Here is a 13,011-nt window from a genome sequence, read left to right on the forward strand (position 1 = left end):
TCTGTTAGTGTTTTTTGATTTTTATATTTCTAAATGAAACTAAATCTCCGTGATCTTGTAATAAAATTCTTCCATCGTTAAGCATACCAAAACCTTTCCATTTTTTGTATTTACTTTCCGAAACTAATTTTTTAAAATCATCACTTTTTCTTTCGTATTCTAAAACTTTTACACCGTTTAACCAGTGCTCTACATGGTTGTTTACAGATTTAATATACGCTGTATTCCATTCTCCAATAGCTTTAATAGGTTTGTTTGTATCTGCCTGAATTAAATCGTATAAAGAAGCTACTGTTCTACTTCCTTCGTGATTTCCTTTTTTAGCATCAGGGTGTAAAGCATCATCTAAAATTTGATATTCTAATCCAATAGAAGATCCAGGACCTTTGTTAATGTTTGTGTCTACATAATATTTAATACCGCTATTTGCACCTGGAGTTAATTTAAAATCTACTTTTAACTCAAAGTCGCTAAAAGATTCTTTAGTAACAATATCTCCACCAGCTGCAGATTCTGCTCCGCCAGAAGATAAAACAGATAAAATTCCGTTTCTAATTTTCCAACCTTGTTTTGGAAATTCATCAGATCTAGCACCTTTCCAACCATTTTTGGTTTTACCATCCCATAGTAATTCCCAACCTTGTGCTTTTTCTTCTGCACTAATGGTATTACGTTTAGCTACTGGAGGTACGGGGGTTTTGGTACTATACTTTTTGGCATCTTTAGAAATAATTCTTATATTTTTCCATTTAATTTGTGTACCTGTTTTTCCTCTGTGTACTTGTAGACCAATAAAACCAGATGCAGTTTCGCTATCTATTAGGTGTGCAGCAGGAACTCCGTTAATCCATGTTTTGATGGTATCACCAATAGCTTCAATTCTGTATTTATTCCAATCATTTTGTTTAAATACTTTTTTAGCGGCTGTATTGTCTTCTAAATCATTTAACCAACCTCTTTTACCTTCTTCAAAAATTCCACCACTCCACGCTCTTTCAGATGGGTCAATTTCTACTTGATAACCATGTACTCTTCCGTTATTATATTCGGGAAAACTATTACTTCTAATTTGTATTCCTGAGTTTGCATTAGGATCTACTAAATATTCAAGTTCTAAAATAAAATCTCCATAATACTCATTAGTCGTTAAAAACGTGTTAGGAGTGTTTTTACCGGTAGTTCCTGTAATAACTCCATCTTTTACTTCATAAGTAGATGCTCCTCCCTTAATATTCCATCCTTCTAGGGTGTTGTCAATTATTAAGTTTTTCCAAGGAGATTTGTTTTCTTTTTGACCACATGATGTGAAAAGTGTTAGCAATGACACTGCTGTGATAAGTAATTGTTTCATTTTATATTTTTTAAATATGAATATTAGTGTGTTCGTACACGGTTGTGAAATTATTAATTTTTTCTACATAAAACTAATTATTTTTAGGAACTAGTAGGATTTATTACGAATAAGCACTCTATATAGGGTTTGGTTGAATTATATGTATTGGCATAGTTTTTGAAAATTGGGTAATAGTGATTAAAAAAATATAAAAACATGAAACAGAATATTAAATTATTTGCAGTAGCGTTATTGGGAGGTTTTGTGTCACTTACCCTGTATCATCAATTTATAACACCTGAGGTTAATTCTCAAGCAATAAATACAACTGAAAAGGTAGCACATTTTCCAGTCTATACATCTAATACAAAATTAGTGGCAGCTGAAAATTTGACAGATTTTACAACTGCAGCAGAAGCAACTGTTAATTCCGTAGTTCACGTAAAAAACACATCTGTAGGAATACAACAAGATCCGTTTGCAGAATTGTTTTTTGGACAAGGACACGGAGGTAGAAAGTACGAAAGAGTTGGAACAGGTAGTGGAGTTATTATTTCGCCTGATGGATACATTATTACCAATAACCACGTAATAGAAAATGCATCAGATATAGAAATTGTGTTAAATAACAAAAAGAAGTACACTGCTAAATTAATTGGAACAGATAAGTCTACAGATATTGCTTTGGTAAAAATAGAAGCAACAGATTTACCTTTTGTGACTTTTGGAGATTCTGATATTTCTAAAATTGGAGAATGGGTGTTAGCTGTAGGAAATCCATATAATTTAACATCTACTGTAACAGCAGGAATTATTAGTGCAAAAGGAAGAGATTTAGAAGGAAATAATAATATAGAATCTTTTATTCAGACAGATGCAGCTGTAAACCCAGGAAATAGTGGGGGAGCTTTGGTAAACACTAGAGGGGAGTTAATCGGAATTAATACTGCCATTTCATCACAAACAGGATCTTTTGTTGGGTATTCATTTGCAGTACCTTCAAACATAGCAAAAAGGGTAGTAGAAGATTTAATGGAAAGTGGTTCTGTAAAAAGAGCTGTTTTAGGAGTAACAACACAACCTAAATCTGATGTAGATGGAGTTTATATTTCAGATGTGTCTAAAGGAACTGGGGCCGATAAAGGAGGAATTGAATCTGGAGATGTAATTAAAAAAATTAATGCGGTTAAAATTCACAAATTTTCTGATTTAGTAGGACAGTTGGTTGCTAAAAGACCCGGTGATGAAGTTTTAGTGACTATTGATAGAGATGGTGTAGAAAAAGTTTTAAAAGTAAAATTATCAGAAATTAGTGAGTTGGTTACTGAGGCTTTTGGAATTCAGTTTCACGAATTAAAAGAAAACGAAAGAAAAGATTTAGGAACTTCTAAAGGAGTTAGAGTTGCTAAAATTAACAACAAAGATTTACAAAAATTAGGAATTAGACCTGGGTATGTAATTGTGTCTATCAATAATTATGGGTTAAATAGTTTAGATGATGTGGAGAAAGTAAAAGGCATGGTAAAAAATGCAGAAGATATTAATAAACTAGTAATTATAAATCTGAAAGGAGAACGAGAAACTTTTTCTAGAGGTTGGTAGTCTACGTATAAATACTGCTAAAAAATCAACTCCTTTTAAGTTTATGTTAAAATATCACAGCTTATTTGGTATGGAGCGTATATTTAGTAGATATTCTATAAATAAAATACTAAATTTGCAGGCTAGCACAATTATTAAAGAGCATAAGTAAAAGATGAGTAGTTTTTTGGGAACAGGAGTTGCATTGATAACCCCTTTTGATAATGATGGAAATGTAGATGTTCAGACTTTAGAGAAGTTAGTTGAATTTCAGATAGATAATGCTGTTGAGTATTTGGTAGTACTTGGTACTACTGCAGAGGCAGTTACTTTAACTAATGCTGAAAGAGAACTAGTGAAAGCTACAATCATTAATACAAATGCAGGTAGATTACCTATAGTATTAGGTATTGGTGGAAACAACACAAATGCGGTTATAGAAGAAATAAAGAGAACTGATTTTACGGCTATTGATGCCATTTTATCAGTTTCTCCTTTTTATAATAAACCTTCACAAGAAGGAATTTATCAACATTACAAAGCAATAGCAGAGGTTTGTCCGGTAGATATTATATTATATAATGTACCAGGTAGAACAGGTTCTAATGTGTTGCCTAAGACCATTGCAAGATTGGCAGAAATTCCAAATATTATTGGGGTAAAAGAAGCTAAAGGAGATATGGATCAGGCTTTAAAGTTAATTAAAGCTGTTCCTAGTGACTTTTTAGTGATTTCTGGTGATGATATGTTGGCATTGCCAATTACCTTAGCAGGAGGAGCAGGAGTTATTTCTGTAGTAGGTCAAGCGTTTCCTGGAGAATTTTCTCACATGATTCGTTTAGGATTGTTAGATAAAGGAAGAAAAGCATTTGCTACTCAATATAAAATACAAAAAAGTATAGGGCTAATTTTTAACGAGGGGAACCCTGTTGGAGTGAAAGCTTTATTAGAAATATTAGGAATGTCTACAGGTAAAGTAAGATTACCTTTGCTAGAGGCTACTCCAAAATTAAAAGCAGACTTAAGACAATTTGTAGAATCGTTTTACGTTGCTTCATAAAAAAAAATATATGCGTAAAGTTTTTAAATATAGTTTAGTTGTTCTTTTAGCAGCTGTTACATTATCATCTTGTGGAAAATATAACAAGGTGTTAAACAAAGGTACCGGTTCTGAACGTTACAACATGGCAAATACCTTGTACAAAGAAGGTTCTTTTGAAAAAGCAATTCGTTTGTATGAGTTAATTATGCCAGAATATGCTACCAAACCTCAAGCAGAAGTTATTACTTTTCGTTTGGCAGATGCAAACTATAATGTGGAAGATTATACAACAGCTGTTTATTATTACGAAAAGTTTATAAGAAGTTACCCTAAGAGTACGGAAATAGAAAATGCACAATATAGAATTGCAGAAAGTTATTTTCAATTATCTCCAAAATACAGTGTAACGCAAACAGATACAAAACGAGCTCTGGAAGCTTTTCAAAATTTTATTGATAAAAATCCAGATTCAGATAAAATTGCAGAAGCAAACAAAAGAGTTGATGAGTTAAATTTAAAACTTGAAAAAAAAGCGTTTGAAATAGCAAAACAATACTTTAAAATAGGAAATTACAAATCGGCAATAGTTGCTTTTGATAATGTAATTTTAGATTATTTAGGTACTTCTTACAAAGAAGAAGCAATGTTTTATAAATTTAAATCGGCTTTTGAATTAGGAATTAATAGTGTATCTCATAAAAAAGAAGACAGAATAAAAGAAGCTTTAAAAGCTTACACTAGATATAAAAAAGCATTCCCATCATCGGAATACTTAAAAGAAGCAAACGGGTTGTACGAAAAGCTTATAAAAGAAAATCAACCAAAACAAGAACAAAACAGTTAAGATAATTATATAAATATATCATGGATTACAAGAAAACAGAAGCTCCGTTATCTACTATTACTTATGACAAGTCTAAAGTAGAAGCAGAAACGCAAAATATTTACGAAGCGATTTCTATTATTTCTCAAAGAGCTACTCAAATTGGTAGTGATTTAAAGAAAGAATTGGTAGATAAATTAGAAGAGTTTGCTACTTACAATGATAGTTTAGAAGAAGTATTTGAAAACAAAGAACAAATAGAAGTTTCTAAATTTTACGAAAAATTACCTAAAGCTCATGCTATTGCAGTAGAAGAGTGGTTAGAAGGAAAAATATACCACAGAAAACCAGAACAAGACTAGTTTTCTATGAGCATATTAAATGGGAAAAAAGTTTTATTAGGAGTTAGTGCAGGTATTGCAGCATATAAAACGGCTCATTTAGTAAGACAATTTATAAAAGCAGGTGCTCAAGTACAAGTTGTACAGACACCTGCTTCTAAGGAATTTGTGACACCGTTAACTCTTTCTACGTTGTCAAAAAATCCCGTTCATTCTACTTTTTACAATGAAGAGGATGAGAACGCTGTATGGAACAATCATGTAGATTTAGGTCTTTGGGCCGATTTAATGTTAATTGCACCGGCTACGGCAAACACGTTGGCTAAAATGACCAATGGAGTTTGTGATAATCTTTTATTAGCAACTTATCTATCAGCCAAATGTCCAGTGTATTTTGCACCAGCTATGGATTTAGATATGTATCAACATCCATCTACCAAGGATAGCATTGCTAAATTAACTTCTTTTGGAAATATTTGCATTCCCGCAACTAGTGGAGAATTAGCAAGTGGATTGATAGGAGAAGGAAGATTAGCAGAACCTGAAGATATTGTGGCTTTTATAGAAAAAAACGTACAATCAAAACTACCTTTAAAAGGAAAAAAAGTATTGATTACTGCTGGTCCTACCTATGAAGCTATTGATCCTGTTCGTTTTATTGGAAATCATTCATCTGGAAAAATGGGCTTTGAAATTGCTAAAACAGCAGCTAATTTAGGTGCCGAAGTTATTTTAGTATCAGGACCATCCAGTCAACAAATAAACCATTCTTTTGTAAAACGTATTAATGTGGTTTGTGCAGAAGATATGTACAATGCCTGTCACGAATATTATAAAAATGTTGATGTTGCCATTTGTTCTGCAGCTGTTGCGGATTACAAACCGGCAGTAGTAGTAGCTCAAAAAATTAAAAAGAAAGATGCTAGTTTACAAATTGAATTAGCACCTACTAAAGATATTTTGGCTTCTTTAGGTCAAACTAAAGAACATCAATTATTGGTTGGTTTTGCTTTAGAAACCGATAATGAAGAAGAGAATGCCAAAGGCAAAATACAGCGTAAAAATTTAGACTTTATAGTGTTAAATTCTTTAAGAGATAAAGGAGCTGGCTTTGCAAAAGATACCAATAAAATCACTATTATTGATAAAGATTTCCAAGCCCAAAAGTTTGAAACAAAATCTAAAACCGAAGTAGCTGGAGATATTTTAACCTTTATTATTAAAAAACTAAATGTATAGACAGTTTGTTTTATGGATTTTTCTACTTGTTTTTACAGGAGTAAAAGCACAGGAGTTAAACTGTAGTGTAACTGTAAATGCAGATCAGATTTCTGTTTCTAACAATCAGGTATTTAAAACATTAGAAACTTCTATTACAGAATTAATTAACCAAACCAAATGGACTAATGTTGATTTTAAAGAACACGAACGAATTAAATGTGCTTTTACCATTTTGTTAACTGAGCAAACAGGAACAAATTCTTACAAAGGAACTATACAAGTACAAGCTTCTAGACCTGTTTTTAATTCGGTGTATTATAGCCCACTTATCAATCATCAAGACAATAGTTTTACTTTTAGATATACAGAATTTCAACCGTTAAACTTTAATGCCAATGTGTATGAGTCTAATTTAATTTCTGTAATTTCTTATTATTCCTATTTAATTTTAGGTGTGTATGCAGATACGTTTAGCAATCAAGGAGGAGAAGGTTATTTAAATACAGCTTTAACTATTGCCAACCAAGCTCAGCAATCAGGGTCTATAGGTTGGGATAATAAAAGAAGTACGGTTACCCGTTTTACTTTGGTAGATCAATTATTAGCGCAGAGTAATGAGACGTTTAGAAAAATATACTATTCGTATCACTATGATTGTTTAGATTCTTTTGAAAAAAATCAAAAAACAGCAGCTAAAAAGTTACTAGATGTAACGTTAACCTTAAAAGAATTATACGATTCTAACCCGAATAACATCTTAGTCAGAATGATGATGGATGCTAAGTCTGATGAAATTGTAAACATCTTTAGAAAAAATAGAGGAGTAGATACCACTCCACTAATTTCAGTCTTAAAAAAAGTAGCTCCCAACAATTCTAAAAAGTGGAAGCAAATTTATTCTAATTAAAACCTAATTATATATGTTAGTTTCTTTAACTGTTCAAAACTATGCTTTGATCAAGAGATTACGAGTGGATTTTACCAAAGGATATTCTGTAATTACAGGAGAAACCGGTGCAGGTAAATCTATCTTATTGGGTGCCTTAGGTTTGGTTTTGGGAAACAGAGCAGATTTATCGAACTTAAAAGACAAGGATAAAAAATGTGTGATAGAAGCCGAATTTGAAATTGGTGCTTATGATTTATCTAAGATTTTTGAAAACTTGGAATTAGATTACGAATCGTCTACCATTGTTAGAAGAGAACTATTGCCTAACGGTAAAACAAGAGCTTTTGTAAACGATACTCCTGTAAATTTAAAAGCTTTACAAGGGTTAAAAGAGTATTTGTTAGACATCCATTCACAGCACAATACCATGGCTTTGTCAGACAAAACCTATCAATATTATGTGGTAGATGCTTTGGCAGGAAATACCACTTTATTAAGTGATTATAAAGTAGCTTTAAAAGACTACAAAAAAGCAGTTAAAGAATTAGCTGTTTTAAAAGCCAATCAACAAGAAGCACAACAACAATACGAATACAATTTGCATTTGTACAAAGAATTACAAACAGCAAAATTAAAAGAAGTTGATGAAATTGAGACGCTAGAAGCTGATATTGAAAAACTATCGCATGCAGAGGATATTAAAATTGGTTTGTTTGATAGCCTACAAGTATCTACAGAAGAACAAATTGGATTACAAACACTGTTAAATCAATTGCAAACCTCTTTGTCTAAAATTGCTCCTTTTGATGCAGAATACAAACTAATACACGAAAGAGCTAAAAGTTTAAAAATTGAATTGGATGATTTGGTTTTTGAATTGGAAAAACATGCAGAAGGTGTAGAAGCAAACCCAGAAGAGTTAGAGCTGTTAAACAACAGATTGTCTTTATTGTTTGATTTACAAAAGAAACACTTTGTAACTTCTTTAGAAGAGTTAATAGCTGTTAGAGATCAGCTAGCTATTAAAGTGGGACAAGTAGAAGATGCTGCAGATTTGTTAAAAGATGCAGAACAAAATGTTAAAAATAAAGAAAAAGCAACCTTTGCCATTGCGACTAAAATATCAACCAATAGAAAAAAGATAGTAGCTAATTTTAAAAAAGAATTAGAATCTATTTTAAGCAAATTGGGAATGGAAAATGCTCAGTTTAACGTAGCAATTCAAACAACAAAAGAATTATCAGAATACGGTATTGATGATGTTGCGTTTATGTTGGCATCTAACAAAGGATCAGATTTTGGTTTGTTAAAAAAAGTAGCTTCTGGTGGAGAGCTGTCTAGAGTTATGTTGGGGATTAAAATGATTTTATCAAAATTTGTGAGTTTACCTACGATCTTATTTGATGAAATTGATACTGGAGTATCTGGAGAAGTGGCCACAAAAATTGCAGATTTAATGAAGGCAATGGGTGAGAATATGCAGGTAATTACCATTACGCACTTGCCACAAGTTGCTTCTAAAGGACAACAACATTACAAAGTTTACAAGCAGGTAGAAGGACAAGAAACCATAACTTATTTAACGCAATTAGATGCAAAAGAACGAGTTAATGAGATTGCCGAAATGCTAGGTGGTAAAGAAAAATCTCAATCTGCTATAGAACATGCAGAACAATTACTAAGTATTTAGTAGGAAAAACTTATATTTGCCAAAATCTATTTAAATTATAGAATACACTATTTTAAAATATACATATGTACAATTTATTAAAAGGTAAAAGAGGAATCATTTTTGGAGCTTTAGACTCTAATTCAATTGCTTGGAAAGTAGCAGAATCTGCACATGCAGAAGGAGCAACTTTTGTGTTAACAAATGCACCTATCGCAATGCGTATGGGAGAAATTAAAGAATTAGCAGAAAAAACTGGTTCTGAAATTATTCCTGCAGATGTTACTAAGTTAGAGGATATTGAAAACTTAATTGAAAAATCAGTTGAGATTTTAGGTGGAAAAATTGATTTCGTTTTACACTCAATCGGTATGTCTGTTAACGTACGTAAGAAAATTCACTATACAGATAATAACTACGACTTTACTCACAAAGGTTTTGATATTTCTGCATTGTCTTTCCATAAAGTAATGCAAGTTTTATATAAGAAAGATGCTATGGCAGAGTGGGGATCTATTGTTGCCTTAACTTATATGGCAGCGCAAAGAGTATTTCCTGATTATAATGATATGGCTGATAACAAAGCTTATTTAGAGTCTATTGCTCGTTCATTTGGATATTTCTTTGGTAGAGATCATAAAGTACGTGTAAACACTATTTCTCAATCGCCAACAGCTACTACAGCAGGTAATGGAGTTAAAGGATTCTCTGGATTTATTAACTATGCAGAAAAAATGTCTCCATTAGGAAACGCTACAGCTCAAGAATGTGCTGATTATACAATTACATTGTTCTCTGACTTAACTAAAAAAGTTACTTTACAAAACTTATTCCATGACGGTGGATTCTCTAATATGGGAGTTTCTAACGAAATTATGGAAGCTTTTGAAGACTAAGAATAGTTCTTGTAAAACACTATAAATAAAAAGCCTTCACAATTTGTGAAGGCTTTTTTGTGTTGCAAAAGTATTGCTATTTAATGTTGTATTTTTTCATAATCTTCTCCTTTATATAATGATCTAGTTTTTTAGGAGGATCAAATCTATAGCCCACATAAACATTTAAACGTATGGTTTGTTCTATAAGAGTAGCTGTACTTCTTTTTTGAAAGTGTTTGTTAATAGTTCTAGAAATATTACAACCACTGTAAAAACGATTGTTGTCATAACCCAATGTAAAGTCAGTTTCTAATTGTATAGAATTACTGTGATTTTTACTTCGGACTTCATCTTTATCTAATCGAGTTAATAATTTAGTGTATTTGTAACCAGCACCTCCAGAAAGACCACCAGATATAAAAAAGTTTTTAGTAAGTATATGATTATACATATAACCAACCTGTAGTATAAATTCTAAATTGTTAGATTTTTGAGTACTATTATCACTAGTAATATTTTCTTGATTGTCTATAATATAGTACTTGTAGGATATAGAAGGAATAAAACTCCCCACGCTTATCATTTGTTTTTCACTTTGATTGGTTAGCGATTTTAAAGAGAAATTTGGATTTAAAGCAAAAGTAGAAATTCCTGAATATTCTTTGTAAACCAAATCTGAAAATTGAATATAATCATCTTTTTGATCATTCCAATTTGTTATAAAATCTTCTGTGTTTTTTAAATAATATCCTTTTGTTTTTTGATATAAAAAATAATGATGCCAATGAGGCATAAATATATTTAAACCAATATCTGTTGTTTTTGTAGTTCCTTTTCTGCTATCAAAATCATTAATATAATTTATAATAGGTAGTGTTACTTGCACTGATATAAATTGATAGTTTAATCCAATTTTAGGAATTTGCTTGGATTGTGGAGACAAAGTATAAGAGGTCTGTGGAGATGTAATAGTAAAACTCTTGGCACTATTACTAGTACTTAATTTTAAAGCAAAATATTCTTTAAAGGTTTTAATGTAAGCATTGTTTTTAGTTTCCTCTTGTGCAAATACAAAGGAACTAATACTTAAAAAAAGGATGAATAATTTTTTTTGCTGTTTCAATTAAAAAAAGTTTGCACACAAAAATACAAATTGTGTTTTATTCAGCGTAGGTTGTGTAACCATGTTTCAATAGTATTTCTTTAGCTTGTTGGGATAGCATAAATTCTAAAAATTGCCATGATTTTTGAAGTTCTTTATCAGATTGCTTTAAAATTACAATACCTTGTTCAATAGGAGTGTAGTCATTTTTAGAAACGGCGGTCCATGCATTAATTTGAGTAGCATTTAATTGATAGATTACAGATTTGTTGGTAAAACCTATTTGAGAGGTTTTAGAACTCACAAACTGATTGACTTGTGAAATACTCTCGCCAAAGACCAGTTTGTCCTTTAATACCGTGTATAGCTTGTGTTTTTTTAATACTTCTACAGCTGCTTTTCCATAGGGAGCTGTTTTAGGATTTGCAATGGCTATATGTTTAATTTGATCATTTAATAAGGTATGTAAACTGGGGTTTATACTATCTGTAGTGCTCCAAAGTATTAAACTACCCAAGGCATAAATATTAGGAGTGTTAACTGTTAAACCATCGGTATATAGAGTTTTAGGATATTTCATGTCTGCAGACATAAAAACATGATAAGGAGCTCCTTGTGTTATTTGTGCAGTTAGTTTTCCTGAAGAGCCCAAAATAATATTTATTGCTATTCCTGTTTGTTCTGTAAATGTTAGCGCAAGTTCTTCTATAGCAAATTGCATATTGGCTGCTACAGCTATATTTAACTTGTTAGCATTGTTTTTTTGACAAGCAGTAAGCGTAATGAACAAGACGAAAACAAAGAATAGAGTTCTCATTCTATTTACGAATGTTTAAAAGGTTGGGAGTCCAATTAATAACCAAATAGGTAAATTGAGCAATTTTATTGGTATCACCATCTTTACCTATGTCAATGGCAGAAATACTATCTGCTGGTAATAAGAATAAGTGAGCTAGTTCAATTTTTGTATAGTTGTTAGGTTTGTAAAAGAATCTAAAATCGTTTTCCCAAGCATAAAATTTGTTAAGCTTTTTAGTAGTACTATTAACTGTTTCTGTTAATTGCGTTTGAGAACCTAATAAGTGACTCTGCCAGTTTAAACTAAATTTAGAATTAAAAGTGAAATCTTGGGTAATGTACGGATTTACAATTCCCTCATGTTCATTAGTTCTTACTGTTTTTTGGGTGTAATCCATTCCACCATTATGTCTGTGAAAAGCTCCATATTGCGCTAAAAAAGATGTAGAAACATTGTCGTTTTTATTGGTATCTCCACTAAAAATTTGAGCACCTAGTTTAATACTGTAGGTAGGGCTGCTAACCCATTTAATTTCGGGCTCTAGGTAATAAGCATTGTGTTTTTTTCCACTTTCTATTTTCCCCCATTGATAATAACTAGCCATCGTAAAGCTTAGGTCGTTTGTTTGATAAGTTAATCTACCTCCGTTGGTAAATTTCCAATATCCTTTAACGTTATTGGTACTAGGGTCTGTATATTCATCAGCAATATTAATAGCTGTTAATGTAAAATGGTTGTTTAGTTTGTACTTTATAAAATTGGCAGCCATAGCTCTGTAAATATCCCAATCTATGTTAAAAGAATTTCCAAATTCTGCTGCTTCGTTTTGATTGTAGGCACCAATTACATCAATATCTAAATTTTCTTTTTTATACATAAATCGAACAGCATCGTGTTGACCACCTGCTTGTCTCCAGTTGTTTTCGGCAAACAATCTTTGATTATCATACAAAATACGTTGTCTACCTATACGTACAGATAAATTTTTATTGATTTTTGGTTGAACATAAAATTCGTAAAACTGAGCTTTTCCGCTACTTGCTCTAGGATCTGTATCTCCCCAAATTCTAATATCTTGTAACGTGGTGTGAAATAAGAATTTTTCTGTGTGATAGTCTACATTAATTCTAGCTCTGTGTGATATAAAAAAAGAAGCATCAGAATCTTGTTCTGGTAAACTTCTATATCCTTGTCTATATTCTGCTCTAGGTCTATATTCTAAACTCATGTTAAATTCTGAGTTTTGAGTGTTAAATATTGAATTTTCTGTTTGTGAAAATACACAATAAGTAACTATAAAAAATAGTTTGCAAAGAATGTGTTTGTTAGCTAG

12 protein-coding genes are annotated in these 13,011 nt (G+C 31.5%); 8 read left to right on the top strand and 4 right to left on the bottom strand.

Annotation, left to right across the window (positions count from 1 at the left end; genetic code table 11):
* Positions 1–4: 4 nt before the first annotated feature.
* Positions 5–1,351 (bottom strand): 3-keto-disaccharide hydrolase, encoded by a 1,347-nt coding sequence (locus GGR97_RS10440; RefSeq protein WP_167898464.1) that lies wholly within the window; start codon positions 1,349–1,351, stop codon positions 5–7.
* Positions 1,352–1,549: 198 nt separating this feature from the next.
* On the opposite strand from GGR97_RS10440, the gene GGR97_RS10445 reads away from it, so the two are divergent.
* From GGR97_RS10445 to GGR97_RS10480, 8 genes are all read left to right on the top strand, one after another.
* Complete coding sequence (locus GGR97_RS10445; protein WP_167898465.1) at positions 1,550–2,935, top strand: trypsin-like peptidase domain-containing protein; 1,386 nt, start codon at positions 1,550–1,552, stop codon at positions 2,933–2,935.
* A 154-nt stretch (positions 2,936–3,089) separates the two neighbouring features.
* Entirely contained in the window at positions 3,090–3,974 is an 885-nt protein-coding gene (dapA, locus tag GGR97_RS10450) for a 4-hydroxy-tetrahydrodipicolinate synthase (protein WP_167898466.1), read from the top strand.
* A gap of 10 nt (positions 3,975–3,984) precedes the next feature.
* Entirely contained in the window at positions 3,985–4,800 is an 816-nt protein-coding gene (locus GGR97_RS10455; protein ID WP_167898467.1) for an outer membrane protein assembly factor BamD, read from the top strand.
* Between the two features lie 20 nt (positions 4,801–4,820).
* The gene (locus GGR97_RS10460) at positions 4,821–5,141 is read left to right on the top strand and encodes a DNA-directed RNA polymerase subunit omega (RefSeq protein ID WP_167898468.1); all 321 of its coding nucleotides are present in this window, start codon (positions 4,821–4,823) and stop codon (positions 5,139–5,141) included.
* A 6-nt stretch (positions 5,142–5,147) separates the two neighbouring features.
* Positions 5,148–6,359: a bifunctional phosphopantothenoylcysteine decarboxylase/phosphopantothenate--cysteine ligase CoaBC gene (coaBC, locus tag GGR97_RS10465; RefSeq protein WP_167898469.1), complete on the top strand. Its 1,212-nt coding sequence runs from the start codon at positions 5,148–5,150 to the stop codon at positions 6,357–6,359.
* Positions 6,352–7,248 carry a type IX secretion system protein PorD gene (gene porD / locus GGR97_RS10470; RefSeq protein WP_167898470.1) on the top strand — a complete coding sequence of 299 codons (897 nt, stop codon included), beginning with the start codon at positions 6,352–6,354 and terminating at the stop codon, positions 7,246–7,248. Before coaBC ends, porD begins: the two co-directional genes overlap by 8 nt.
* Before the next feature lie 13 nt (positions 7,249–7,261).
* Positions 7,262–8,920 (top strand): DNA repair protein RecN, encoded by a 1,659-nt coding sequence (gene recN, locus GGR97_RS10475; protein WP_167898471.1) that lies wholly within the window; start codon positions 7,262–7,264, stop codon positions 8,918–8,920.
* 65 nt (positions 8,921–8,985) lie between these two features.
* Positions 8,986–9,795, top strand: a complete 810-nt coding sequence (locus GGR97_RS10480) for an enoyl-ACP reductase FabI (RefSeq protein WP_167898472.1) — start codon at positions 8,986–8,988, stop codon at positions 9,793–9,795.
* A gap of 76 nt (positions 9,796–9,871) precedes the next feature.
* Here the strand turns inward: GGR97_RS10480 and GGR97_RS10485 are convergent, their stop codons facing one another.
* From GGR97_RS10485 to GGR97_RS10495, 3 genes are read right to left on the bottom strand one after another with little or no spacing between them, the layout of a single operon-like run.
* Positions 9,872–10,900, bottom strand: coding sequence for a DUF4421 family protein (locus GGR97_RS10485; RefSeq protein ID WP_167898473.1), 1,029 nt, complete (start codon positions 10,898–10,900; stop codon positions 9,872–9,874).
* Between the two features lie 37 nt (positions 10,901–10,937).
* Entirely contained in the window at positions 10,938–11,696 is a 759-nt protein-coding gene (modA, locus tag GGR97_RS10490; protein WP_167898474.1) for a molybdate ABC transporter substrate-binding protein, read from the bottom strand.
* Between the two features lies 1 nt (position 11,697).
* Positions 11,698–12,906, bottom strand: a complete 1,209-nt coding sequence (locus tag GGR97_RS10495; protein ID WP_167898475.1) for an alginate export family protein — start codon at positions 12,904–12,906, stop codon at positions 11,698–11,700.
* Positions 12,907–13,011 lie beyond the last annotated feature (105 nt).

The sequence above is a fragment of the Wenyingzhuangia aestuarii genome (assembly GCF_011927765.1).
GTDB lineage: Bacteria > Bacteroidota > Bacteroidia > Flavobacteriales > Flavobacteriaceae > Wenyingzhuangia > Wenyingzhuangia aestuarii.